The 25,582-nt window shown below is 72.2% G+C and carries 21 protein-coding genes and 2 riboswitches; of the genes, 11 read left to right on the plus strand and 10 right to left on the minus strand.

Annotated elements, in window-relative coordinates; genetic code table 11:
* Positions 1–5: 5 nt before the first annotated feature.
* From ACFP2T_RS32025 to ACFP2T_RS32035, 3 genes are read right to left on the minus strand one after another with little or no spacing between them, the layout of a single operon-like run.
* Positions 6–608, minus strand: coding sequence for a histidine phosphatase family protein (locus ACFP2T_RS32025; RefSeq protein ID WP_377428368.1), 603 nt, complete (start codon positions 606–608; stop codon positions 6–8).
* 2 nt (positions 609–610) lie between these two features.
* On the minus strand, positions 611–1,420 hold the full coding sequence (locus ACFP2T_RS32030) for a CbtA family protein (RefSeq protein ID WP_377428370.1): 810 nt from the start codon (positions 1,418–1,420) through the stop codon (positions 611–613).
* Positions 1,421–1,434: 14 nt separating this feature from the next.
* Positions 1,435–1,644 carry a CbtB domain-containing protein gene (locus tag ACFP2T_RS32035; RefSeq protein WP_377428372.1) on the minus strand — a complete coding sequence of 70 codons (210 nt, stop codon included), beginning with the start codon at positions 1,642–1,644 and terminating at the stop codon, positions 1,435–1,437.
* 34 nt (positions 1,645–1,678) lie between these two features.
* Positions 1,679–1,830, minus strand: a riboswitch (cobalamin riboswitch).
* A 140-nt stretch (positions 1,831–1,970) separates the two neighbouring features.
* Between ACFP2T_RS32035 and ACFP2T_RS32040 the strand changes: the two genes are divergently transcribed.
* Positions 1,971–2,741, plus strand: a complete 771-nt coding sequence (locus ACFP2T_RS32040; protein ID WP_377428373.1) for a cobalt-precorrin-6A reductase — start codon at positions 1,971–1,973, stop codon at positions 2,739–2,741.
* Positions 2,742–2,744: 3 nt separating this feature from the next.
* Here ACFP2T_RS32040 and ACFP2T_RS32045 read toward each other — a convergent pair whose 3' ends face one another.
* From ACFP2T_RS32045 to ACFP2T_RS32055, 3 genes are read right to left on the minus strand one after another with little or no spacing between them, the layout of a single operon-like run.
* Positions 2,745–4,334 (minus strand): precorrin-2 C(20)-methyltransferase, encoded by a 1,590-nt coding sequence (locus tag ACFP2T_RS32045; protein ID WP_377428375.1) that lies wholly within the window; start codon positions 4,332–4,334, stop codon positions 2,745–2,747.
* A complete protein-coding gene (locus ACFP2T_RS32050; protein ID WP_377428377.1) occupies positions 4,331–4,960 on the minus strand; it encodes a precorrin-8X methylmutase in 630 nt (209 codons plus the stop codon). Before ACFP2T_RS32050 ends, ACFP2T_RS32045 begins: the two co-directional genes overlap by 4 nt.
* Positions 4,957–6,249, minus strand: a complete 1,293-nt coding sequence (locus ACFP2T_RS32055; protein ID WP_377428379.1) for a precorrin-3B synthase — start codon at positions 6,247–6,249, stop codon at positions 4,957–4,959. The genes ACFP2T_RS32050 and ACFP2T_RS32055 overlap by 4 nt, the downstream gene beginning before the upstream one ends.
* A gap of 67 nt (positions 6,250–6,316) precedes the next feature.
* Positions 6,317–6,392: riboswitch (cobalamin riboswitch) on the plus strand.
* 56 nt (positions 6,393–6,448) lie between these two features.
* Here ACFP2T_RS32055 and cobN point away from each other — a divergent pair.
* The 3 genes from cobN (at position 6,449) to ACFP2T_RS32070 (ending at position 13,112) form a co-directional block, all read left to right on the plus strand.
* The gene (gene cobN / locus ACFP2T_RS32060; protein WP_377428381.1) at positions 6,449–10,105 is read left to right on the plus strand and encodes a cobaltochelatase subunit CobN; all 3,657 of its coding nucleotides are present in this window, start codon (positions 6,449–6,451) and stop codon (positions 10,103–10,105) included.
* Positions 10,106–10,269: 164 nt separating this feature from the next.
* Positions 10,270–11,376, plus strand: coding sequence for an FG-GAP repeat domain-containing protein (locus ACFP2T_RS32065; RefSeq protein ID WP_377428383.1), 1,107 nt, complete (start codon positions 10,270–10,272; stop codon positions 11,374–11,376).
* Between the two features lie 158 nt (positions 11,377–11,534).
* Entirely contained in the window at positions 11,535–13,112 is a 1,578-nt protein-coding gene (locus ACFP2T_RS32070) for a pectate lyase family protein (RefSeq protein ID WP_377428385.1), read from the plus strand.
* A gap of 57 nt (positions 13,113–13,169) precedes the next feature.
* On the opposite strand, the gene ACFP2T_RS32075 is transcribed toward ACFP2T_RS32070, so the two are convergent.
* The 4 genes from ACFP2T_RS32075 to ACFP2T_RS32090 all read right to left on the minus strand — a co-directional run bounded on the left by ACFP2T_RS32075 (position 13,170) and on the right by ACFP2T_RS32090 (position 19,109).
* On the minus strand, positions 13,170–14,756 hold the full coding sequence (locus tag ACFP2T_RS32075; RefSeq protein ID WP_377428387.1) for a serine/threonine protein kinase: 1,587 nt from the start codon (positions 14,754–14,756) through the stop codon (positions 13,170–13,172).
* A 113-nt stretch (positions 14,757–14,869) separates the two neighbouring features.
* The gene (locus tag ACFP2T_RS32080) at positions 14,870–16,330 is read right to left on the minus strand and encodes a cobyrinate a,c-diamide synthase (RefSeq protein WP_377428389.1); all 1,461 of its coding nucleotides are present in this window, start codon (positions 16,328–16,330) and stop codon (positions 14,870–14,872) included.
* Positions 16,327–16,941: a cob(I)yrinic acid a,c-diamide adenosyltransferase gene (cobO, locus tag ACFP2T_RS32085; protein WP_377428391.1), complete on the minus strand. Its 615-nt coding sequence runs from the start codon at positions 16,939–16,941 to the stop codon at positions 16,327–16,329. The genes ACFP2T_RS32080 and cobO overlap by 4 nt, the downstream gene beginning before the upstream one ends.
* Positions 16,941–19,109: a magnesium chelatase subunit D family protein gene (locus tag ACFP2T_RS32090; protein WP_377428948.1), complete on the minus strand. Its 2,169-nt coding sequence runs from the start codon at positions 19,107–19,109 to the stop codon at positions 16,941–16,943. Before ACFP2T_RS32090 ends, cobO begins: the two co-directional genes overlap by 1 nt.
* A 287-nt stretch (positions 19,110–19,396) precedes the next feature.
* Between ACFP2T_RS32090 and cbiE the strand changes: the two genes are divergently transcribed.
* From cbiE to ACFP2T_RS32125, 7 genes are all read left to right on the plus strand, one after another.
* Positions 19,397–20,623 (plus strand): precorrin-6y C5,15-methyltransferase (decarboxylating) subunit CbiE, encoded by a 1,227-nt coding sequence (gene cbiE / locus ACFP2T_RS32095; RefSeq protein WP_377428393.1) that lies wholly within the window; start codon positions 19,397–19,399, stop codon positions 20,621–20,623.
* Entirely contained in the window at positions 20,620–21,390 is a 771-nt protein-coding gene (cobM, locus tag ACFP2T_RS32100; protein WP_377428395.1) for a precorrin-4 C(11)-methyltransferase, read from the plus strand. Before cbiE ends, cobM begins: the two co-directional genes overlap by 4 nt.
* Positions 21,391–21,393: 3 nt before the next feature.
* The gene (gene cobF, locus ACFP2T_RS32105; protein WP_377428397.1) at positions 21,394–22,167 is read left to right on the plus strand and encodes a precorrin-6A synthase (deacetylating); all 774 of its coding nucleotides are present in this window, start codon (positions 21,394–21,396) and stop codon (positions 22,165–22,167) included.
* A gap of 103 nt (positions 22,168–22,270) precedes the next feature.
* The gene (locus ACFP2T_RS32110; protein WP_377428399.1) at positions 22,271–23,191 is read left to right on the plus strand and encodes a glutathione S-transferase C-terminal domain-containing protein; all 921 of its coding nucleotides are present in this window, start codon (positions 22,271–22,273) and stop codon (positions 23,189–23,191) included.
* A gap of 192 nt (positions 23,192–23,383) precedes the next feature.
* Entirely contained in the window at positions 23,384–24,091 is a 708-nt protein-coding gene (locus ACFP2T_RS32115; protein ID WP_377428401.1) for a hypothetical protein, read from the plus strand.
* Positions 24,085–24,561, plus strand: coding sequence for a hypothetical protein (locus tag ACFP2T_RS32120; RefSeq protein WP_377428403.1), 477 nt, complete (start codon positions 24,085–24,087; stop codon positions 24,559–24,561). Before ACFP2T_RS32115 ends, ACFP2T_RS32120 begins: the two co-directional genes overlap by 7 nt.
* Positions 24,546–25,511, plus strand: coding sequence for a type 1 periplasmic-binding domain-containing protein (locus ACFP2T_RS32125; protein ID WP_377428405.1), 966 nt, complete (start codon positions 24,546–24,548; stop codon positions 25,509–25,511). Before ACFP2T_RS32120 ends, ACFP2T_RS32125 begins: the two co-directional genes overlap by 16 nt.
* Positions 25,512–25,582 lie beyond the last annotated feature (71 nt).

Genomic DNA, 25,582 nt, shown 5'->3' on the forward strand with positions numbered 1-25,582 from the left:
AGAGTTCAACTCGTCGTAGCGGCGGGCGCGGTCAGATGGAGTTGCCAGCGCGACCCGCGCCCGGTCAGGCGTACGACCGCCAGGGGCGCCACGTCCAGTTGCCAGAAGACCGTCGGCGGCAGCCGCAGTGCCCGGACCAGCACGGCGCGGATCACCACCGGATGGGTTACCGCGCCGATCCGCCCGCCCCGGTCGGCCTGCCCGTCGAGCCAGCCGCCGACCCGGTGCAGGAGCGCGCTGACCGACTCGCCGCCGTGCGGTGCCGCGTCCGGCTCGGTCAGCCAGCTCCGTACCGCGTCAGGCTCCCAGTCGGCAACCTCGTCGAGAGGCTGCCCGGTCCAGCGCCCGTAGTCGCAGTCGGCCAGCGCCGGTTCCAGGGTGGGTTGCAGACCCAGCGCGTACGCGGTCTGCAATCCCGCCACCGCCGGGGTGCTCAGGCAGACGTCGATCCGCCCGAGCAGCCCTCTGCCGTCCGGGCTGGCCGGCGCGAGTGCGAGAGCGGCCCGGCTGCCCCCCTCGTCCAGGGGTTCGGCGCCGCCGCCGAAGACCGCGCGCCGGATCGCGGCGGTGTGGGCGTGCGCGACCAATAGGAGGCTGGTCGCGGTCACACTCACGGTCGGGCGGGGGCGTCGACGCCGTCCCTCGCCTCGTCGGTGTCCGTCGCTCCGCCGCCGGCCGACCGCTCGGTGGCCGGACGCCGATCCCGGCCGCTCCAATCCAACAGCGCCGCGAACAGCAGCCCGATGCCGGTCCAGAGCACCACCTGGGTGCCGAGGGAGGCCAGCCGGAAGTTCCACAGCAGGGTGGCCGGGAAGTCGTCCGGCACCTCGTGGAACGACGGCAGCACGATGTAGGCGACCGCCGTGACGAGCAGGAACCCGCCGACCGCCGCCGCCGCGCGCTGCCAGTCCGGCGCGCCCGGCCGCAGCGCCCGGTAGCCGAGGGCGCCGGCCCAGACGGCCACCAGACCGAGCACCACCAGCAGCAGATAGCTGCCGGTCCGCTGGTTGATGGTGTCGGGGTTGCCGACCGCCGGTGGATTCGCCGGATACTTCAGGAACGGTACGACCACCGCGCCGAGCAGCGCGCCGCCGGCCATCAGCAGCGCCGCCCGGCCGTCGTCCCGGGTACGCAGCCGGCGGCGCAGCAGGACGTACGCCGTGGCCAGCAGACCGCCCATGGCGACGCCGAACAGTCCGGTGGCCAGGAACAGGCCGGCACGTTGGCCGTCCCGGCTGACCAGTTCGTCCTCGTGGTGGTCCTCGCCCGTGGTGGGCTCGGCGTGGGTCGCCTGTTCCTCGATGGCGATCGCCGCGTCGATCCGCGGTTCACCGGCGAAGTAGGCGAAGGTCCCGGCGATCAGACCGGCGACCAGGCCTGCGAGCAGGCCACGCAGTAGTACGGACAGGAAGCTCGGCACCGGGTACGCGGCGGTCAGTGGCAGGGAACGCCGAGGAGGTGCCGGCCGTCGTGCATCAGCTCGTGCAGGTACATGCCGCTCTGGGAGACGGCGCCCTGGTCGAACGCGACCAGGTAGGTCAGCAGCGAGAGAACGGCGACGACGGCGAGTGCCAGCCAGAGCAGGCGGGCGGAGATCGCGGGGTGGGCCAGGGTACGGGCCGGAGTAGAGCTAGAGCTGGACATGCGCGGTAGAACCTCCTTGGGGATGACGCGTCCCCTTCGACAGGCTGCGACGACCGAGCGTCCTGGCTCGCGGGCCCGAGTTACGTCGGGACCGCTCACAGTGGCGCGACCGCTCCGGATTCTCACCGGCTTCCCTCGCGACGCCGCAGATGGCGAGTTGACGGTATCGGCGCCGTACCCTGCGGTCAACCGGACGGCGTCCCGACCGAATGCTGCCCGGGGGTTCCCGCCGCGCGGTCCGAGGGCGTGGCGGAGAGCATGGTGTCGGAGGTCACCGGCGGGTGGGCGCGCTTGTCGCCCCTCCACGCGGCCGCTACCGTCGCGCCGTGACGACCCGTGTGCTGCTGCTCGGGGGCACGGCCGAGGCGAGAGAACTTGCCGCCGCCCTGGTCGGCCGCCCCGACACCGTCGTGGTCTCCTCACTGGCCGGTCGGGTCGCCAATCCCCGGCTGCCGGTCGGCGAAGTCCGGATCGGCGGGTTCGGTGGCGTGGACGGCCTCACCCGATGGCTGGTCGAACACCGGGTCGACGCGCTGATCGACGCGACCCACCCGTACGCGGAACGGATCAGGTCCTCGGCGGTCCGGGCGGCGGAGGCGACCGGGGCGCCACACCTGCGGTTGGAGCGTCCCGGCTGGACGAGCGGGCCCGGGGACCGGTGGCACCGGGTGCCGCACCTCGCCGCAGCGGCGGATCTGGTGCCCCGGCTGGGTGGTCGGGCCTTCGTCACCACCGGCCGGCAGGGACTGGACGCCTTCCTTCCGCTGCGGGACACCTGGCTGCTCGTCCGCGTCGTCGACGAACCGCAGACGCCGCTGCCCGGCAACGTCTCGGTGATCCGGGACCGTGGCCCGTACCAGGTGGCGGCGGAGACGGCGCTCATGACGGCGAACCGGATCGACGTACTGGTCACCAAGGACAGCGGCGGCTCGTACACCAGGGCGAAGCTCACCGCCGCCCGTGACCTCGGCCTGCCCGTGGTGATGGTCGACCGGCCGTCGGCGGTGGCCGTACCGGCGAAGGTGTCGGAGATCGGCGCGGCGCTGGCCTGGCTGGAGACCGCACTGCCCAGCGGTGGCACCACCGCCCACCGGTGAGGATCAGCCCGGGTACGTCCTGGGCGTCCAGACCACGGTCGAGCCGTCCGCGCGCCGGTCCAGTCGGGTGGTCGACGAGCCGACGATCAACAGGCAGCGCATGTCCACCTCTTCCGGGTCTAGTTTGGACAGTTCCACGACGGTCACCCGCTCCCCCGGCCGGCCGACGTCCCGGGCGATGACCACGGGAGTCTCCGCCGACCGGTGCCGCAGCAGGACGTCCCGGGCCGCCGCCACCTGCCACCGGCGGCTCGCGGACGCGGGGTTGTAGAGCGCCAGGACCAGGTCTGCGGCGGCGGCACCGGCCAGCCGCTGTTCGATCACCGCCCACGGCTTGAGCCGGTCGGAGAGCGAGAGCACCGCGAAGTCGTGGCCGAGCGGTGCGCCGATCCGACTCGCCGCCGCCTGCGCCGCGGTCAGGCCCGGCAGGACCCGTACCGGGACCGAGCCGAACCGCTCGTCGGTGGTGGCCACCTCCAGCACCGCCGTGGCCATGGCGAAGACTCCGGGGTCCCCGGAGGAGACCACTGCCACCCGCGCGCCGGCCAGGGCGAGTTCCAGCGCGTGCCGGGCCCGATCGATCTCGACCTGGTTCCCCGAGGTGTGCCGGTGCTGGCCGGGACGGTGCGGCACCCGGTCGACGTACGGGGCGTAGCCCACGAGATGTTCCGCCTCGCGGAGCGCCTGCGCGGTTTCCGGGGTGAGCCACTTCGTCCCGGCGGGACCGAGCCCGACGACGGTCACCTCGCCCGCCGGTCGCTCGGCATCGACACCCGCCGACCCGTCGGTGCCGGCCGCCGCGTCCACACCGGCCGAACCGGCGATGCCAGCCGATCCCGAGACACCCGCCGCCACGGCCGCGCCCGTCGGACTGGTCAGCACCGCCAGGGAGAAGTACGGCACCCCGTCCGGATCCACCTCGGCCAGCGGCAGCTCCCGCCCGGTCCCGGTGGTGGCCCGCTCGACGTACCAGGCGTCGTCGAGCCGTCCGGCGTCGGTGAACGCCGCGCGTACCTGGGGAAAGGTGCGTCCCAGCTTGAGCACGGCGGCGGCGTCGGTGTCGGCCAGCCGGCGGGTCAGTTCGTCGGCGGGCAGGGTTCCGGGCAGCACGGTGAGCACCTCGTCCCGCTCGACCAGTGGCCGGCCCAGGACGGCGGTGGCGGCGCTGATCGAGGTGACCCCCGGCACCACCTCGGCGGGAAACCGGTGTGCCAGTCGTTCGTGCAGGTACATGTACGAGCCGTAGAACATCGGGTCTCCGGCGCAGAGCACCACCACGTCCCGCCCGGCCGACAGGTGTCCGGCGAGCCGTTCCGCGCTGGCGTCGTAGAACTCGGTGATGGCCCCCTCGTAGCCGCCCGGATGGTCGGTGGTCTCGGTGGTGACCGGGTACACCAGCGGCTCCAGCACCTGGCCGTCCGTCAGGTACGGCGCGGCGATGGAACGGGCGATGCTGCGGCCGTGCCGGGCCGAGTAGTAGGCGACGACGTCGGCGGCGGCGATCACCCGGGCCGCCTTGACGGTCAGCAGTTCGGGGTCGCCCGGTCCGACGCCGACCCCCCGGAGCGTGCCCGGTTCCGCGTGGCTGTTCATTCGACCTCGTTCGCGATGGCGTTGACCGCGGCGGCGGTCATCGCGCTGCCGCCCCGTCGACCGTGCACCACCAGGTACGGAATGCCGGCATCGTGTGCGGCCAGGGCCCGCTTCGACTCGGCCGCCCCGATGAAGCCCACCGGAACACCGATGATCGCCGCCGGACGGGCGGCACCCTCGTCGATCATCTCCAGCAGCCGGAACAGCGCGGTAGGGGCGTTGCCGATCGCCACCACGGCACCGGCCAGCCGATCCCGCCACAGCTCCAGCGCGGCGGCGCTCCGCGTCGTGCCGAGCCGCTGGGCCAGGCCGGGTACGGCGGGATCGCGCAGCGAGCAGAGCACCTGGTTGCCGCTGGGCAGCCGGGCCCGGGTGATGCCGGAGGCGACCATCGCCGCGTCACAGAGGATCGGCGCGCCGCTCCGCAACGCCGTACGGCCGGCGGTGACCAGGTCGGGACTGGCCTCGATGTCGCCGACCAGGTCCACGCAGCCGCAGGCGTGGATCATCCGGACGGCCACCTGCGCGATGTCCGGTGGCAGCGCGGAGAGGTCGGCCTCGGCCCGGATCGTCGCGAACGACTGTCGGTAGATCTCCGCACCGTCGCGGATGTATTCGTAGCTCACGGTTGCCTTTCTGCCCGTGCGACCAGTGCGGCCGACGGAGTGCCGATCCAACTGCGCCCGACTGCCTCGATGCGGTATCCGGACCCGGTGGCCACGGCCAGCACGGCGGGCCCGGCCGGACGCCCGCAGCACCGGTCACAGCCGACGACGTGCACCGGAAGCGTCCGCCCATCCACCGCCGCCGGCACCTCGGCACCCGTCGCGCCGTGCGCGCTCCGGGCCACGGACCGGCTGCACGACTCGGCCAGGGCGTCCGTCAGGTCCTGCCGGACGTCGGCGAGGGCGCTGGCGCAACCGGGGCGACCGGTGCAGGCGGTGACGCCCAGCCACGGCGAGGACGGCTCGACCAGCAGCCCGGCCGTGACCAGGCGGCCGACGGTATCCGGTCGCGCGGAGTCGAGCACGACGCTGCGCCACGGGGTGATGATGATCTCGTCCGTACCGGCGAGTTCGGCCAGCACGCCGGCCTGGGTGGCGGTCAGCCGTCCCAGCCGGACTCCGGCCACCACCAGGCCGTCCGGGCGGACTCCCACCGTCGGCGCCGCCTCCCCGCCCACCGCTGCCGGCGCCTCGCCAGCCTGCGGTGACGCTGCGTCGGACGCCGGGACCGGGCGGCCGAGCGCGGCGGTCACCTGGGCCGGCCCGTCCGGCAGGTCCGCCAGTCGCCACAGGTCACGGCGGTCACCGCGGACCCGCAGGAAGGCCCGGGCGGCCTCGATCAGCAGCTCGACCGCAGTCTCCGGACCGGCCCGCAGACCCGTGTCGGTGCCGGCGAGCCGGAGCGTGTCCTCGCCGGCGACCCAGCACAGGTCGGCACCGAGGGCGGCGACGTCGTACCGGCCGTCGTCGAGGGCGAACAGGAAACGGCCGCTGAGCGACGCCAGGTCGGCGGCGGCCCGCAACGCCGCGTCGAGGTCCCGCACCAGCGGGCGTACGTCGAGCCGGCCGCCCCCGTCGCGACCGCTCAGCGGTGAGGCGAGCACGTTACGGACGCGCTCGTGGGTGGGGGCCGGCAGCAGACCGGCGGTGGCGATCCGTTCGGCGGCCCGGCGTACCGCGTCGTCGTCGGCGAGGCCCCGGATCTGGAGGTTGGCCCGGGAGGTCAACTCCAGCGTCCCGTCACCGTCGGTAGTGGCGACGTCGGCGAGTACCCGCAGTTGGGCGGGGCGGAGCTGGCCGCCGGGCAGCCGTACCCGGACCAGCAACCCGTCGGCCGCCTGGTGTGCCCGCAACGCGCCGGGACAGCGGTCCTCCGGCGATCGCGGGGACGGGGTGACGGGGACGGACACGGGCTCATCGTAGAGTCAGGGTCCTCGGCGCCTGCCGGCCCGAGAGAAGCATCACGCGGCGATCCCGGAGGAACCCGGTGCGAGTCCGGGGCGGTCCCGCCACTGTCACCGAGCTGGGGATTCGGCTCGGGAGCCAGACACTCCGGATCACCGCACGACAAATTACGACCACGGGCGCGGACCCGAGGAGGAGTCACCCATGTCTGCGGCGGACGCTGCCACCACCATTCTCCTGCTGTCGACTTCGGACACGGACCTCCTTTCCGCCCGAGCCAGCGGCGCGACCTACCGGCTGGCGAACCCGGCCCGGCTCGACCTCGCCGACCTGCCCGACCTGGTGGCCGGGGTCGACCTAGTGGTGGTACGCATCCTCGGCGGCTACCGGATGTGGGAGGAGGGCCTGACGGCACTGCGCGCCGGCTCCCTACCGGTGGTGGCGCTCGGCGGCGAGCAGGCGCCGGACGCGGACCTGATGGCCCGGTCCACGGTGCCGGCCGGCATCGCCGCACAGGCGCACGCGTACCTGGCCCAGGGTGGGCCGGACAACCTGGGTGAGCTGCACGGCTTCCTCTCCGACACGGTGCTGCTGACCGGCCACGGCTTCAACTCGCCCGTCGAGCAGCCGGGCTGGGGCGTCCATCCCCGGACCCCGCGTACGACGTCGGGGCCGGTGGTCGGCATCCTCTACTACCGGGCCCACCAGTTGAGCGGAAACGTCGGGTTCGTCGACGCGCTCGCCGCCGCCGTCGAGGACGCCGGGGGCCAGGCCCTGCCGATCTTCTGCGCCAGCCTGCGTACCCCCGAGCCGGAGCTGCTGGCGGCGCTCGGCGCGGCCGATGCCCTGCTGGTCACGGTGCTCGCGGCCGGGGGTACCCGGCCGGCGGACGCCGCTGCCGGTGGCTCGGAGCAGGCTTGGGACGTCGGCGCGCTGGCCGCGCTGGACGTACCGATCCTCCAGGCGCTCTGCCTGACCTCGTCCCGGCAGACCTGGTCGGACAGCGACGACGGGGTCTCCCCGCTGGACGCGGCGACGCAGGTCGCGGTGCCCGAGTTCGACGGGCGACTGATCACCGTGCCGTTCTCGTTCAAGGAGACCGACGCCGACGGGCTGCCCCGGTACGTCGCCGACCCGGAGCGGGCGGCCCGGGTGGCCGGGACCGCCGTCCGGCTCGGTCGGCTCCGGCACACCCCACCGGAGCAGCGCCGGCTGGCGCTGGTCCTCTCGGCGTACCCGACCAAGCACGCCCGGGTCGGCAACGCCGTCGGGCTGGACACCCCGGCCAGCGCCGTACGCCTGCTGCGGACGCTGCGCGACCTCGGTTACGACCTCGGGCCGGTCGACGGTCCGGACGCGCTGCCCGGCCTGGCGCCCGCCCCGGACAGCGAACTGCCCGACGGTGACCGGCTGATCCACGCCCTGATCGCGGCGGGTGGCCAGGACCAGGAGTTCCTCACCGAGGAACAGCTCGCCGCCAACCCGGTACGGGTGCCGCTGCGCAGCTACCGGCGGTGGTTCGACGCGCTGCCGGCCGAGCTGCGGAAGGCGATGGTCGAGCACTGGGGGCCGCCGCCGGGTCAGCTCTACGTCGACACCTCGGCCGATCCCGAGGGGGAGATCGTGCTGGCCTGCCTGCGGGCCGGCAACGTGATCATCATGATCCAACCGCCGCGTGGCTTCGGCGAGAACCCGGTGGCGATCTACCACGATCCGGACCTGCCGCCGACCCACCACTACCTGGCCGCGTACCGGTGGCTGGACGAGGAGTTCGGTGCCGACGCCGTGGTGCACCTCGGCAAGCACGGCTCGCTGGAGTGGCTGCCCGGCAAGACCGTCGGACTCTCCGCCGCCTGCGGGCCGGACGCCGTGCTCGGCTCGCTGCCGCTGATCTATCCGTTCCTGGTCAACGACCCCGGCGAGGGAGCCCAGGCCAAGCGCCGGGCGCACGCGGTCATCGTGGACCACCTGGTGCCGCCGATGGCCCGCGCGGAGAGCTACGGCGACATCGCCCGGCTGGAGCAACTGCTCGACGAGTACGCCAACATCGCCGCCATGGACCCGGCCAAGCTGCCGGCGATCCGGGGCCAGATCTGGACGCTGATCCAGGCGGCCCGGCTCGACCACGACCTGGGCCTGGACCAGCGCCCGCACGACGCCGAGTTCGACGAGTTCCTGCTGCACGTGGACGGCTGGCTCTGCGAGGTCAAGGACGCGCAGATCCGCGACGGCCTGCACGTGCTGGGTGAGCCGCCGGCCGGCGAGGCCCGGGTGAACCTGGTGCTGGCGATCCTGCGGGCCCGACAGGTCTGGGGCGGGCAGGCGGGTGCGGTCGACGGCCTGCGCGCCGCGCTGGGGTTGAGCGAGTCCGGCGACGAGCAGAGCGCCACCGTCGACCGGGCCGAGGCGGTGGCCCGGTCCCTGGTCGAGGCGATGGAGGCGCACGGCTGGTCGCTGGAAGCCGTACCGGCGGTGCTCTCCGACGTCCTCGGCGACGGCGATCCCCGGGCGGGAGCCGTACGGCCGGTGCTGGAGTTCGCCGCGACCGAGGTCGTACCCCGGCTGGCCCGCACCACCGACGAGATCAGCCACATCGTGCACGCCCTCGACGGCGGTTACGTTCCGGCCGGGCCGAGCGGGTCACCGCTGCGCGGCCTGGTCAACGTCCTCCCGACCGGCCGCAACTTCTACACCGTCGATCCGAAGGCGATCCCGAGCCGGCTCGCGTACGCCACCGGGCAGGCGATGGCGACCTCGCTGGTCGAGCGGTACCGGCAGGACACCGGGGACTGGCCGCGTTCGGTCGGGTTGTCCGCCTGGGGAACCTCGGCGATGCGTACCGCCGGGGACGACGTCGCCGAGGTGCTGGCGCTGATCGGTGTCGCGCCCACCTGGGACGAGGCGTCCCGCCGGGTGAGCGGGTTCGAGATCATCCCGCTCGCCGAGCTGGGCCGGCCGCGCATCGACGTGACCGTCCGGATCAGTGGCTTCTTCCGGGACGCGTTCCCGCACGTGGTGCTGCTGCTCGACGACGCGGTCCGGGCGGTCGCGGCGCTCGACGAGCCGGACGAGCAGAACTTCCTGCGGGCGCACGCCCGCGCCGACACCGCCCGGCACGGCGACGAGCGACGGGCCACCAGCCGGATCTTCGGCTCGAAGCCGGGCGCGTACGGTGCCGGTCTGCTGCCGCTGATCGACAGCGGGAACTGGCGGGACGACGCCGATCTCGCCGAGGTCTACACGGTCTGGGGCGGCTTCGCGTACGGCCGGGGGCTGGACGGTCGGCCTGCCCGGGAGGACATGGAGAGCGCGTACCGGCGGATCACCGTGGCGGCGAAGAACACCGACACCCGGGAACACGACATCGCCGACTCGGACGACTACTTCCAGTACCACGGCGGCATGATCGCAACGGTGCGGGCGCTGACCGGCCAGGCGCCCCGGGCGTACATCGGGGACAGCACCACTCCGGACGCGATCCGGACCCGCTCGTTGACCGAGGAGACCGCCCGGGTGTTCCGGGCCCGGGTGGTCAACCCACGCTGGCTCTCCGCGATGCGCCGGCACGGCTACAAGGGAGCGTTCGAGCTGGCCGCGACCGTCGACTACCTCTTCGGGTACGACGCCACCGCCGGGGTGGTCGGCGACTGGATGTACGAGCAGTTGGCCCAGGCGTACGCGCTGGACCCGGAGAACCAGGAGTTCCTGCGCCGGTCCAACCCGTGGGCACTGCGGAACATCATCGAACGGCTCTCCGAGGCGGCCGACCGGGGACTGTGGGCCAAGCCGGATCCGGCCACGATGGACGCGCTACGGGAGACGTACCTTCAGATCGAGGGCGACCTGGAGGGCTCCGACTGAGTCGCGCCGACCATCGCTAATCGTAGCTGTGAGATTACGGTTAGCTACCTTCCGGTCGCCCCCACCCACTCCTAGCGTCGTCACCACGCGTCCCGGGGCGTACCCGTGACGCGTGGTGACCCCGCCACCGGGCGGGTCACCCAGGGCTCGGGGTGGAACGGAAGATGACCGGCGTGAGGCCTGTCTGGAGAGTTCTCGTCGGCTGCGTGGTCGCGGCCATCGGCGCGGTGACGCTGGCAGTACCAGCGGCGCACGCGGCCCCCGCACAGCAACCCATCTACGCGGACGTCAACGGCGATGGCGTGACCGACCGGACCATCTTGCCGGTCCAGGGCAGCCCAGACCCGACCTGCGGCGTCTCGGTGGCCCTCGGTACGGGCCGGGGCGGCTACGGCCCGGCCCGCTGGTACCACTACCGGCTGCCGGGCTGGAACGCCCCGGTCAGCAGTTGCCCCGACTCCGGCGAATACGACCTGGGCGGCGATGGGACCCTGGAACTCCTGGTGAACTGGTACAACGGCCCCGAGGACAGCCTCGGCTACAACCTGGTGGTGCTGCGCGACTACCGACCCGTCGCCAAGTACCGGGCCGTACGCCGGGTGGGCGGCAACTTCAAGGCGGACTTCAACGGTGACGGCTTGCAGGACCTCTACATCGTCACCGACGACCCGGACGGCTTCCAGTCCTATCTGAACACTCCGTCGGGTCGACTGGTCCGTGGCCCCAGCCACTGGGGTGGCGTCCGGGGACACGCCACCGCGGACTTCGACGGGGACGGCGGAACAGACATCGTGCTCGAATACCTTGAGGGCGACCGCCCGCCCTACGAGGGCGTGGTCGTGGTCTTCGGTGACGGCACCACGGCGCAGTTGGCCGACAACACCACCTACGGCTGGAAGATCCGGATAATCGATGCCAACCGGGACGGGCGCCTCGACGTCGAACTGAGGAACCCCTACGCCGTGCTGGTGCACATCAACCGGGGCGACCAGAGCTTCGTGCCGGCACCGGTGGCCAACAGTGACGTCTTCTCCGCCTCCCGGGCCGGTCCGAACGTGTTCGCGGTGCGCGCCAACGACCATGCCAACTGGAACGCGTCACTCAGCATCGTCACCCAACCGAGGTACGGCCGACTCACCCGCAGCGCCTCCGGTGCCGAACTGGTCTACCAGCGCACCGCGACGCACCGGCTGACCGACAGCTTCAGCTACCGACTCAGCCAGAACGGGCGCAGCGACGACGCGAACGTCACCGTCACGATGCGGGACTGACGGCGACCGGCGCACGAGACGCGGCAGAACATATGCCGCAGACCCGGACGGGATCTTGCCAGGCCGATAGACATAGTCCTATCCTTCGATTTTGGAAAGCGCTTTCCCCGTCTACCTGGATCGTCCTGGTGGATGCGAGGACGAGAAGTGAGGCGAGGATGAGACGACCAGTCGCACTGCGACTCTATGCGGCACTGGCCACGACGGCCGTCGCGATCGCGGCCGGCGCGGTGCTGTCGATGCCCCAGGCGTCGGCGGCGACCGGCGGCGTCACCGGCTACGCGACCCAGAACGGTGGGACCACCGGCGGTGCGGGCGGGCAGACGGTGCGGGCCAGCACGGGGACCGCGATCCATGCGGCCCTGTGCGGCCGGGCCAGCAGCAGCACCCCGATCATCATCGAGGTTTCCGGGACCATCAACCACGGCAACACCACCAAGGTGTCGGGCGACAGCTGCAACACCGCCGCCGGCGTGATCGAACTCAAGCAGATCAGCAACGTCTCGATCATCGGCGTCGGCGGCGGAGCCGTCTTCGACCAACTCGGCATCCACATCCGCGACTCCAGCAACATCATCATCCAGAACGTGACCGTCCGGAACGTCAAGAAGTCGGGCTCGCCCACGTCCAACGGCGGTGACGCCATCGGCATGGAGAGCACCGTCCGCAACATCTGGGTGGACCACGTCACCCTGGAGGCGTCGGGTGGGGAGTCGGAGGGCTTCGACGGCCTCTTCGACCTGAAGGACAACGTCCAGTACGTGACCCTGTCCTACAGCGTCCTGCGCAACTCCGGCCGGGGTGGTCTCGTCGGGTCCAGTGAGAGCGACCGCTCGAACGGCTTCATCACGTACCACCACAACCTGTACGAGAACATCGACTCCCGTACGCCCCTGCTGCGTGGCGGCATAGCCCATATCTACAACAACTCGTACGTGAGCCTCCACGAGTCCGGGATCAACTCCCGGGCCGGCGCCCGCGCCAAGGTGGACAACAACTACTTCCGCAACTCCAAGGACGTGCTGGGCACCTTCTACACCAGCGAGGCCGGCTACTGGCAGGTCAGCGGCAACATCTTCGACAACGTGACCTGGTCCAGCCCGGGCAGCGACACCAACCCCGCCGGTCCCAACCCGCAGTCCAACACCACCGTCAGCATCCCGTACTCCTACAGCCTCGACGGGGCCAGCTGCGTGCCGAACATCGTCAGCCAGACGGCCGGCGCCAACAAGGGCAACCAGGTGTCGAACGGCAACTGCTCGCCGACGACGCCGACGACCGGACCGACCAACCCCACGCCACGGCCGACCACGCCGACACCGACCAACCCCACACCGGGACCCACCACGCCGACGCCGACCCAGCCCAGCGGGACCAACCTCAGCATCGGGGCGGGCGCCGACGGCTCCAGCAAGGCCAGCGGAACGAGCTACGGCAACGTGCGGGACGGCAACATGGGCACCTACTGGTCGCCCGCCGGCTCGACCGGTTCCATCTCGATCAAGTGGGGCTCCGCCACCTCGGTCTCCAGGATCAACATCCGGGAAGCGTCAGGCGCCGTGGGCGGCATCGGATCCTGGCGGGTTCTCAACGCCGACACGGGCGGCGTCCTGACCTCCGGCAGTGGCGCGGGCGTCATCACCTTCGCCCAGACCTCGCTGACCAAGATCACCTTCGACATCACCAGTTCGACCGGTGCGCCAAGGGTCGCCGAGTTCGAGACCTACGCCAGCTGACAGCGTGGTCGAGGGGCGGGGGCCGTCAGACGCGACGGCTCCCGCCCCGCATACCGGTTAGATCGGGCCCCGGTCGACGAAGCTGAACGTCGCGTTCGGCGAGTCACCGGGAAACTGCACGTAGATCTCCCGACTGGACTTTGCCCACTGCACGAGGCCCGCGTCGTCGTTGTAGATCGTGTACGTCGGCCGGCCCTTGTCATCCGTCTTGCCGGTGGACGTGATCGAGAAGAGCGTCGCCTTGGTGGGCCGACACTCGGTCCCGACCAGCGAATCCCACTTGTCCGGGTTGAACTTCACGCCGAGGCACGGCGGCTCGCCGTGGTTGGACTGCATCGACTTGATCATGTAATCCACGCCCACCGGGACGAGGGCGAACACCGCGTTCTCGCCGGTGCCGTCCGATGGCACCACCTTGTCGGGGAGGGGCAGGGCCAGATCCCTGTCCATCTCCACGAAGTGGATGAGGGTACGCCGGGCCCCGGCGAGGATGGCGGCGTCCCCGGTCCGGACGGACGGCGGCTTCGGCGAGCCGTTCGAGGTACCCGGGGCGGTGGCGGTGGGGGACGACGCGCTGTTCTCCGACGCACCGGGGTCGGGGCCGATCTCGGGCAGCATCCGGTAGCCCAGGAGACCGGCGACCAGCACAGCGACGATGGCACCCACGGCGACGCTCCCGCGCCTCAACGCGCGGCGCTGCGACCGCCCGGCCACCGCGCCGCCGTCCCGCACCGGCGTGCCCTGGTCGATCCAGACCGGTCGCGCGGAGTGCGGCGACACCGCTCCCGGTGGTACCGGCCGGTTCGGTCCCGCGCCGGCCGGTGCGTCCGCGGCCAGGAGCAGGTCGAGCAGTTCCCGGGCCGTCGGCCGCTCGGCCGGATCCTTGGCGAGGGTCCGGGCCACGATGTCGCGCAGCGGCGCGGGCAGACCGGTCAGCGTCGGCGGCTGGGTCAGGATGCGCATCGCGGTGGCCGCCGCCGAGTCCGCGGCGAACGGCGTCCGGCCGGTGCCCGCGAACGTGACCACCGCTCCCCAGGCGAAGACGTCGGCGGCGGGACTCATCCGCAGGCCGGGCTGCTCGTCGAAGCGCTCCGGCGCCATGTAGGCGACGGTCCCGACCATCTGATCGGTACGGGTGTGCTGGCTGGTCGCCTCCAGCGGCCGGGCGATGCCGAAGTCGATCACCTTGACACCGCCCAGCGCGAAGAGCACGTTGCCCGGCTTGAGATCACGGTGGATCACCCCGGCGCCGTGGATCGCGGTCAGCGCGGTGGCGATGCCGAGCGCCGCACTGTGCAGCGCGCCCGGGGAGAGCGGCCCCTGCTCACGGACCACGTCGGACAGGTTCGGCCCGTCGACGTACTCGACGACCAGGTACGGCGGATCGTGGTCGAGGTCGGCGTCGAGCACCTCGGCGGTGCAGAACGGCGGCACCTGCCGGGCCCGGTTGACCTCGCTGCGGAACCGGCCGAGGAACTCCGCGTCGTGCATGAACTCGGTCCGGACCACCTTGATCGCGACCTGCCGGCCCTGCGGGGAACGCCCCAGGAACACGGTGCCCATGCCGCCCGCGCCGAGGCGGGCGAGCACCTCGTAGCCGCCGAGGTGGTACGGGTCGTCCGCTCGCAGGGGAAGACTTGACAAGATCCCTACCCCCACACGCTCCGTCGACCGCCGAGGGGCACACTATCGCGCGCCTGCGAGCCCCGCGAGCCCGGTCAGGCGTAGGGGTGAACCCGACCGTCCGCTGGGGCAGATCAGCCGGGAGTCGGCCGGACCGCGCTCCTGATCGCCCGGTCCGCCGACGTGACCGGGACGGGCGCTCCGGCGTACCGGGCCGCCGCCGTGACGAACCGCGCGGCCAGTTCCGGATGCCCGGCCCAGTGCACGTGCAGATAGGACGCGTGCAGGCTGGCATCGGCCACGCCCTCCTCCACCGCCGTGTCCAACCCGTGCGGGCGGGACGGCCGGGGGCGGAACCGCCAGGCGGGAACCCGGTCGGGGGCGTACTCGACCCGGGTGCGGTGGAACTCGTGCCCGGTCACCACCGTGCCGGACTCGGCCAGCAGGCTGGCGCCGACCGCGACGCCCTCCCGGTAGCCGAGGGTGAGCCTTCCGGTCATCCGGGCCGAGGCGGCCAACACCCCGGTCATCGGATGCCCGTCGAGGTCCCGGCACAGGTAGAGCAGTCCCGCACACTCGGCCACCACCGGCAGGCCACCCCGGACCGCCCGGCCCACCGCCGCCCGCAGCCGGCCGTTGGCGGACAGCTCCGCCGCGTACACCTCGGGGAAGCCGCCGCCGAGGTAGAGGCCCGCGCAGTCGGCCGGCAGCTCCTCGTCGCGCAGCGGATCGACCGGTACGACCCGCAGCCCGGCGGCACCGAGCAGTTCCTCGGTCTCCGGATAGCGGAAGGTGAACGCCGAGCCCCCGGCGACCGCGACGGTGACCGGCGGCGCGTCGGAAAGGCGCGGTACCTGCTCGCCGGGTCGCCAGGGCCGGTCGGTCAGCTCGGGTGCCCGCCGGGCGACGGCGAGTACGGCGTCCAGGTCGACGGCGCGGGCGAGGTGGCCGGCGAGCGCGTCGACGGTTCGGCGGGCCTCGGCGGCGCGCTCGGCGGCCGGAACGAGCCCGAGATGCCGGCTCGGGGTGTCCAGGGAGGCGTCCCGGCGCAGCGCACCGAGCACCGGTACGCCGGTCCGGGCGACCGCCTGCCGGACCTCCGCCGCGTGGGTCTCCGACCCGACCTTGTTCAGGATCACCCCGGCGATCGTCAGCTCCGGGTCGTACGTCGCGAAACCGTGCACCAGCGCACCGATGCTGCGGGAACTGCCGGAGACGTCGACCACCAGCAGCACCGGGCTCCGGGTCAGCCGGGCGACGTGCGCGGTGGAGGCGAACCCCTCTCGGCCGACCGCGCCGTCGTGCAGACCCATCACCCCCTCCACGATGGCGACGTCGGCCGGGGCCGGCTCGGTCGCGCCGTGCAACAGCAGCGGAATGATCCGCTCCTCGCCCTGAAGGTGCGGATCGAGGTTGCGTCCCGGTCGGCCGGTCGCCAGGGCGTGGTAGCCGGGGTCGATGTAGTCCGGCCCGACCTTGTGCCCGCTGACCACCAGGCCACGCTCGCGCAGCGCCGCCATCAGTCCGGTGGCCACGGTGGTCTTGCCCTGTCCGGAGGCGGGCGCGGCGATTACCACCCGGGGCAGCCGGGTCACCACTCGATCCCCCGTTGTCCCTTCTGGCCGGCGTCCATCGGGTGCTTCACCTTGGTCATCTCAACGACGAGATCGGCCGCCTCGACGAGCCGCGGGTCGGCGTCCCGGCCGGTGATCACCACGTGTTGGTGGCCGGGCCGGTTCCGGAGGGTCTCGACGACGTCGTCGACGTCGATCCAGCCCCACTTCATCGGATAGGTGAACTCGTCGAGCACGTACAGCTGGTGCTGCGATCCGGCGAGCCGGCGCTTGATCTCCCGCCAGCCCTCGACGGCGTTGGCGGCGTGGTCGTCCTCGGTGCCGGGCTTGCGGCTCCAGCTCCAGCCCGAGCCCATCTTGTGCCACTGCACCGGGCCGCCCTCACCGGTCTGCTCGTGCACCCGACCGAGGGCGAGCATGCCCGCCTCCTCGCCGACGCGCCACCGGGCCGACTTGACGAACTGGAACACGGCGATCGACCAGCCCTGGTTCCAGCCCCGCATGGCGAGGCCGAAGGCCGCCGTCGACTTACCCTTCATCGCTCCGGTGTGGACGATGAGCAGGGGACGGTTGCGGCGCTGCCGGGTGGTCAGGCCGTCCTGCGGAACCGACTCGGGCTGTCCCTGTGGCATCAGGCAGCCCTGCCCGACGCCTGGGCACCCGGCCGGCGGATGTCGGTCCGTGACCGTACCGCCGTGGTCAGCGCTCCGGCCGCGACCTGCTCCAACGGCAGGTGTTCCGCGCCCAGCGCCCCGGCCAGCGCGGACGCCAGCCCGAGCCGGATCCGGCCCGATTCGCAGTCGATCACCACCGACCGCACTCCGCCGGCGGCCAGCAGCCGGGCGGCGTGCCGCGACCGGGGTACGGCGTCCGAGCCGGCGGTGGCCCGGCCGTCCGTCACCACCACCAGCAGGGCGCGGCGGCGCGGATCACGGATCCTCTCCACCCGCAACGCCTCGCCGGCCCGCAGCAGACCCTCCGCCAACGGCGTACGGCCGCCGGTCGGCAGGTCGCCGAGCCGGGTGGCGGCGACGTCCACACTCGACGTCGGCGGCAGCGCGAGGTCGGCCGTGTTCCCCCGGAAGGTGACCAGGCCGACCTTGTCCCGCCGCTGGTAGGCGTCCAGCAGCAGGGACAGCACGGCGGTCTTGACCTCCCGCATCCGCTGTCGGGCGGCCATCGAGCCGGAGGCGTCGACACAGAACAGGATCAGGTTGCCCTCCCGGCCCTGCCGGACCGGGACCCGTACGTCCTCCGGCCGTACCTCCAGTCCCGGGCCCCGCCGGCCGCGCAGCCGCTGGTACGGCGCCGCCGCCCAGAGCGTCGCGACCAGGTGGGGTCGGCCGACCGGCCCCGCGCCCGGCAGCGTGGTCCGGACCGTCTGGCCGACCGTGGTCACGGCCGGCGACCGCCGACCGGCGGCACCCGCCCCGATCCCGGGTACGACGAGCAGCCGGGCCCGGTACGGCTGGTCGGCCGCGAGCGCCCGGCCACCGGTCGGGGCGGCCTCGCGGCCATGCCGTGGCTCCTCCGCCCCGTCGGGTCCGGAGGGGTCCCCCGGGACCCGGAAGCCGTTCGGCCCATCCGCCCCGGCACCGGTCTCCGCCGCTGGCGAGGTCTCCGACGCCGGCTGGGTCTCCACCGGTCCCGGAACATCCCGCTCGACATCCTCGGGGGTCGGCGAGCCGCCCGGTCCGCCCGGGTCGGGACCGTCCGGGCCCGGCCCCTGCGGCGGCGGGTCGGTCTCCGGCGCCGGGCCGTCCGGCTGGTCCAGGCCGGCGTCGGCCAGCGCCTGGTCCAGCCGTTCCTGCTCGATGCCCGGCGGGTCGAACGGGTCGCGGCGGCGTCGGTGCGGCAGGGCGAGCCGGGCCGCCGCCCGGATGTCGGTGGCGGTGACCCAGGTCCGACCGCTCCAGGCCGCGTGCGCCATCGCGGTACGGGCGGTCACCAGGTCGGCCCGCATGCCGTCGACCTCGAACGAGGCGCAGAGCGTGGCGATCCGGTGCAGTGTGTCGTCGTCGAGCCGGACCGAGGGCAGCAGCCGGCGGGCGGTGGCGATCCGCTCGGCCCGCTCGGCGTCCGCCGGAGCGTACCGGTCGGCGAAGCCGTCCGGGTCGGCCTCGTAACCGAGTCGTCGGCGGGTCACCTCCGCCCGCACCGACGGGTCCCGGCTGGCGGCCACCTCCACCGTCAGCCCGAACCGGTCCAGTAGCTGCGGGCGGAGTTCGCCCTCCTCGGGATTCATCGTGCCGACCAGGACAAACCGGGCGGCGTGCGCGATCGACACCCCCTCCCGTTCCACCATGGCCCGACCCATCGCCGCCGCGTCGAGCAGCACGTCGACGAGGTGGTCGTGCAGCAGGTTGACCTCGTCGACGTAGAGCAGTCCGCGATGTGCCGAGGCGAGCAGCCCCGGCTCGTACGCGGTCACCCCGTCCCGCAGCGCGCGCTCCAGGTGCAACGCCCCGAGCACCCGGTCCTCGGTCGCGCCGACGGGCAACTCGACCAGCCGGGCCGGCCGGGTGACCGACGTACCGCCGGAATGTGTGGCGTCCGAGGTGGCGCCGGGGTGTGCGTTGTCCGACGTACCGCCGGGGTGTGGTCCGTCCGGGCAGTCCGGGTCCGGTGCGGCCGGGTCGCAGGAGAAGCGGCAGCCGGTGAGCACGGTCACCGGCGGCAGCAGCGTGGTCAGCGCCCGCACGACGGTGGACTTGGCGGTGCCCTTCTCGCCCCGGATCAGCACCCCGCCGACGGCCGGGGAGACGGCGCTCAGGGTGAGCGCGAGCACCATGTCGTCCATTCCGACGACGGCGGAGAACGGGTACGACCGCACGGCCAACCTCCTACCTCGCGGGTGTCCACGCCCACGACCGGTCCGGTACCGCGTCGTCCGGGGGACGGACACGGGACGGGGGCGGAGTGTCTGGCTTCCGACCCGCTGGTCGGTCACAGTGGCGGGACCGCCCCGGATTCGCCGGTCTTCGCAGACCGACCCACCGGAGTTCCTCGCCGCGCCGTCGTCGCCGATGATGACACAGCCCACCCGGCAGGGCACCATCGGCGGCAGGTCGGCTAACGTTCCGCGTCGTGACCGCGACGAGGGCCAGACCTGGGCTGACCGTGGTCGGGATCGGCGCGGACGGCTGGAACGGACTCGGCGAGACCGGCCGGTCCGCGCTCCGCGCGGCCGAGGTCGTCCTCGGCGGACGCCGGCAGCTCGATCTGCTTCCGTCGGACCTGCCGGCCCGGCGCGTGAGTTGGCCCAGTCCGATGCTGCCCGCCCTGCCCGGCCTGCTCGACGAGCACGCCGACCGCCGACTCTGCGTACTCGCCAGTGGTGACCCGATGTGGTTCGGTGTCGGGGCCCACCTCGTCGACCTGCTCGGTGCCGACCGGGTGAGCGTGGTGCCGCATCCGTCGTCGATCACGCTGGCCTGTGCCCGGCTCGGTTGGCCGGTCGAACGGGTCACCGTGGTCAGCGCCGTCGGCCGCGACCTCGCCCGGGTCCGCCGGGTGCTCTCCCCCGGCCACCGGATCCTGGTGCTCAGCGCCGACGCGGCGACGCCCTCGGCACTGGCCGGTCTGCTCACCGACGCCGGCTACGGAGCGAGCCCGGTGACGGTGCTGTCGTCACTCGGGGCCGCCGGGGAGAACCGGGTCGACGGTGTCGCGGACGGCTGGAACCATCCGCCCGGCGATCCGTTGAACATCGTCGCGGTGCACGCGACGGCCGGACCGGACGCGCTGCTCCGGTCGACGGTGCCGGGCCTGCCCGACGAGGCGTACGACCACGATGGCGCCCTCACCAAACGGGAGGCGCGGGCACTCGCGCTGTCCCGGCTCGCGCCGGCCCCCGGCGAACTGCTCTGGGACGTGGGCGCCGGATCGGGCAGCATCGGCATCGAGTGGCTGCGGACCGCGTCGACCTGCCGGGCGGTGGCGGTCGAGGCGAGGCCGGACCGGGCCGAGCGGATCGCGGCCAACGCGGCGGCGCTGGGCGTACCGGAGCTGCGGGTGGTGCTCGGCCGGGCCCCGGCGGCACTGGCCGGGCTGCCGGCTCCGGACGCGGTCTTCGTCGGCGGCGGACTGGCCACCGACGGTGTCCTCGACGCCTGCTGGGCCGCGCTGGTGCCGGGCGGCCGGCTGGTGGCCCACGCGGTGACCATCGAGGGGGAACGCGAGTTGACCGCGCGGGCGGCCCGGCTCGGCGGCGACCTGACCCGGCTCGGCATCGAACGGGCCGAGCCGCTCGGAAGCTTCACCGCCTGGCGTCCGGCCCGCGCGTTGGTGCAATGGATGGTGGGAAAACCATGACGGTTACGTTCATCGGCGCCGGTCCCGGCGCCGCCGACCTGATCACGGTACGGGGACAGCGGGTGCTGGCCGGTGCCCAGGTCTGCCTGTACGCCGGCAGCCTGGTCCCGGCCGAGCTGCTCGACTCCTGTCCCCCGGACGCGGAGTTGGTCGACACGGCGGAACTGACGTTGGACGAGATCATCGCGTTGATGGTCGACGCCCACCGGCGCGGCCGGGACGTGGCCCGGCTCTGCTCGGGTGACCCCTCGATCTACAGTGCGGTGGCCGAACAGCTGCGCCGGCTCGACGGGGCGGGTGTGCCGTACGAGATCGTGCCCGGCGTACCGGCCTTCGCCGCCGCCGCCGCGACCCTGCGCCGGGAGTTGACCGTGCCGACGGTCGGACAGACGGTGGTGTTGACCCGGGCCCAGTCCCGATCGACCGCCATGCCGGCCGGCGAGGACCTCGCGATCCTCGGGGCCAGCCGCGCGACGCTGGTCCTGCACCTCGCGGTCGGTCGCACCCGGGCGATCGCCGAGCAACTCGTGCCGCACTACGGCGTCGACTGTCCGGTGGCCGTGGTCGCCCGGGCCAGCCGGCCCGACGAGGTCGTCCTGCGCGGCACCCTGGCGGACATCGCCGACCAGGTCGAGCGGGCCGGGATACGCCGCACGGCGGTGATCATCGTCGGCGAGGTGCTGGCCGCCGAGGGATTCCCCGACAGCTACCTCTACTCCGCCGCCCGGGACCGGTCGGCGAAGCGCCCGGTTGGTCAGGGGACGTAACTCATGCGGAAGATCCTGGTCATCGGCATCGGTGCGGGTGATCCCGAACAGCTCACCCTGGAGGCCGTCCGGGCACTCGGCGAGGTCGACGTCTTCTTCGTGCTCGACAAGGGTGCGCAGAAGCACGACCTGGTCGGGCTGAGGCAAGAGATCCTGCGCCGGCATCCGACGAAATCCGGGCACCGGGTGGTGGAGTTGCGCGACCCGGACCGGGACCGGAGCGACCTCGGCACCGCCGGCTATGTCAGCGCGGTGGACGACTGGCGCCGACGGCGGGCCGAGTTGTTGCGGGTGCTGATCCGGGACGAGGTCCCCGAGGACGGCTGCGGCGCGTTCCTGGTCTGGGGCGACCCGGCGTTGTACGACAGCACCCTCGGCGTCGTCGAGGAGATGCTGGCCGACGGAACGGTCCACTTCGACTACGCGGTGATCCCCGGGGTGAGCAGCGTCTCGACGCTGGCCGCGCGACACCGGATCGGGCTGAACCGGGTCGGTAGGCCGTTCCAGGTCACCACCGGTCGACTGCTCGCGCAGGGCTGGCCGTCGGAGGTGGACGACCTGGTGGTGATGCTGGACGCGCACTGCACCTTCACCCGGGTCACCGAGCCCGGCGTCGACATCTACTGGGGGGCGTACCTCGGTACGCCGGACGAGATCCTGGTCGCCGGCCCGCTCGCCGAGGTCGGCCCCCGGATCGTGGACGTACGCCGGGCGGCCCGGGAGCGCAAGGGCTGGATCATGGACACCTACCTGCTCCGGCGCCGCCGACCGGAGTGAGCCGTCCGGGCAACCGGGAGGCCGGTGGCACTGGACCTAAATCCTAGTTAGCAGATAGGGTTTGCTCCGGCTCTCGCGCTTCGGTCCATGGGAGGTGCACCCCATGCCAACACTCTCGCCCTTCAGCCGCCTGGCCAGCCCGGTCGACACCACGACCTACGGCGAGTACCGGATCGTCCGCCGGCCCGACGACCCCCGCCCGCTCTACCGGTTCACCGAACGCATCGCCGAGAACAGCTACGCCGGCTTCACCCCCCGGGTCGGGCGCTACCACATCTACGCGGGCTGGTTCTGCCCATGGTCGCACCGGGTGACCATCACCCGGGCCCTCGCCGGGCTGGACGACGTGGTCAGCGTGTCGTACGTGGACAACGCCCGGGACGGGCGCGGCTGGGCCTTCCGCGACCGGTACGGACCCGATCCGGTGAACGGCTTCACCCTGCTGCGCCAGGTCTACGAGGCGACTGAGGAGGGCTTCGACGGTCACGTCTCGGTGCCGGTGCTCTGGGACCGGGCCACCGCGAGCGTGGTCAGCAACGACTTCCGCACGATCGGGATCGACCTCGCCACCCAGTTCCGGCGCCACGTCACTCCGGTTGTCGACACGTACCCCGAGGAACACCGCGCCGAGATCGAGGACCTCGACGCCTGGCTCGGCCCGGCGGTCAACCACGGCGTACGGGCGGCGGCCCGGCCAGGGCCGGACGGTGTCCACGCCCGCCGTATCCTGCTCGACGCCTTCGCCGCGCTCGACGAGCGACTGGCCACCCGGCGCTACCTGGTCGGATCGGTGCTGACCGAGGCGGACGTCCGACTCTGGGTGACCCTGGTCCGCTACGACGCCGGGCCGAACGCGCGACGCACCATCAATCCCGGCCTATCCGCCTACCCGCACCTGTGGGCGTACGCGCGGGATCTCCACACCCTGCCCGCCTTCCGGGACACCACGGACTTCGACACCTTCACCGCGCCCGGTGCCGAGGTGCCGGACTGGTCCGCCCCGGCCACCCGACCGACGCCCTGAGCGACCCCAGATCCCCGGATTTGGGCACTTCCCGCGTGTCGGCCGCTGATGGCATCCGCATGCGTTCTCCTGCTTCCGTGCCGCTGAAAGCATGGATCTGTTAGCCGCGTCACCGGTCCCGGCCGTCGATCGTTGTGCTGTCGCCGATGCAACCCCATCGAGCGCCACCGCGACCCCCGTGGAGCGTATTACGTGCTTCGGAAGACTGACTGGAACATTGAGCAGGACAGGATCGGAGGCCTCCTTTTCGAAGGCGCCAGCGACCTGCTTCGGCTGCTGGACAATCTGACCACGCGTCCCGTGTGGTACCTGCGGGCGCACAGTTTTCCAATCGTCTATCTCGTGACGAGACCCGGCGCACCGAGTCCGATCACGGGCGGAATGGCGGACCGCCTCGATGGGGCCGCCGGTAAGCGCCCGCCGTACGCGCTACTCGACTGCGCGGGGGCATCAACGGATAATTCCGCCGATGGTGAGCAGGACGCCACAGACTTTTTCGACTCGGAAACCCGTGAACTGGAACGACTGCTCAACGAGGCGGTGGCCCAGTTCTCCGGTACATTCGACCGCTTCACCCGCCGGCTGAGATTCCCCCACTACAGTCTGGCTACCTGGCTCGTCCGGCTGCGCCTGGACGAGCCGGTCGCCAAGGACAAGGAGCAGGACGTCATCGCTGGCGATCTCCAGCGGTATGCCAGGGACAACCACCTGCCCGCTGGCGTCGACCGCGAGACGGTCGACGCAAACGTCGCGGACGTGCCGTCGACCATCCGTGCCATAGCCATGTTGGCGCCCACCCTGAGTTCCTGGTCGCGGCGTTCCTCGAGGATCTGCGGTGGGCGTACCGGCGTGGGTCGTTGTTCGGCACCGGACGTCGTCGTACCTGCCACCCGGTGCTGATGCTCAACGGGGTCACCCGTGACAACGCCGGCGGCCGACTCCTCCGACTGCTGAACGACATGCGCAACGCCCGTCTGGAGACCAGAACGAGGCGCGGTCGTCGCCGAGCGGTCCGGGATCCGCTTCTGGTCGTCGCGGCGGGCGATGATCTCGATATCGGCGATCCCGCGGATCCGATCGACGCGAAGCCGGTCCACCTGCGTTGGCAGGAAGATCTGCCGACCCGCGAGCGGGCGCGCAGATGGTTCCTGCCGTTCCGGGTCGAACTGGAACGCCCGCACCGGGGCGCGTACCGCGACGTCACCGACACCGGCGTACCACACATGCGCCGGGCATGGATGAGCGCGGTCACCGTGGGTATGCCGACGAGCGGCTCGTTGCTGTCGCTGGTCTCGGAGTCAGCCGGTACGGGACCAGAGATGCCATCAACCGTCTCGACCGCGCCGGTATCCCGATGGTCGGCACGATGATCTCGGCGGACGACCTCGCGCGGTCCACCACCTACTACCACCAGGTGGGACCGCGGAACCGGCGAGAGGCGCAGGTCGCCGCCTACTACGCCGCCGAGAAACTGAAGGCAAAGGTTGTTTCCATCTACTACTCGGGTAGCAGGGACGACCTCTACAGTCCTAATCTCGCAGCTGACGCCCGGGAGGAGTTCGCGCTTCGGGGCATCAGGGTGAACCACGTCGAGGCCTACCGCACCGGACGCAATGACCAGCCCGGCGTATCGGATATCAGCATATTGGGACGTGAAACCTGCGAGGCGGAAACGGACGAGGTCGTCTTCTACGCCGGCCGCAGCGCCGCGTTTCCCGCCTTCCTGCACGGCATGCGAGACGCCTGCGGCCGGTACCCACGGATCCTGGCCAACGACGACGTGACCCTGTTCGCCCTCGCCAACAACCTGCGGCAGGACTTTCCGGACCTGACTCTGGACTACCTCTCGTTCGCGACCAGTGCGGTCTGGACCGATGCCTGCGACACCATGAAGCCCTTCTTCGCGACGTACCGCGCGATGTTCGGGGAGCCGTGCACCGAAAACCGCGACGGCCAGGCGATGCTGGCGCATGATGCGATCCAGGTGGTGCTGTGGGCGATCATCTACGTACGGCGAGAGAGTGGACGATCGTCGATCACCGCCGGCGTCCTCCTGAAGGGCATCGGTGACATCCGCGGCGACGACGGGTTCGCGGGCGCCAGTGGATTCATCAGTTACAGCAACCGGCTTGATCCGCTCGTACCCGAGAACAAGCTGATCGTCGTCCTCAGGGTTGGGCCGGGGACGTCCACACCCGAGCCCGTCCTGCTCTGCGGTGACCTTCCCGACCCCGGCCCCCGGAATGGCTCGTCCGACGACCTCCGCACGGTCGCCCTCGCGCGGACCGCGGCGGCCATCGACTGCCCGCGCGACGGGTGAACAGGACGAACGGCGAACGCGGGGATCCTTGACCCGCTGCGGTGTCCGGCCAGGCGACCGCCGGGCCGGAC

Source organism: Plantactinospora solaniradicis, assembly GCF_042658085.1.
GTDB lineage: Bacteria > Actinomycetota > Actinomycetes > Mycobacteriales > Micromonosporaceae > Plantactinospora > Plantactinospora solaniradicis.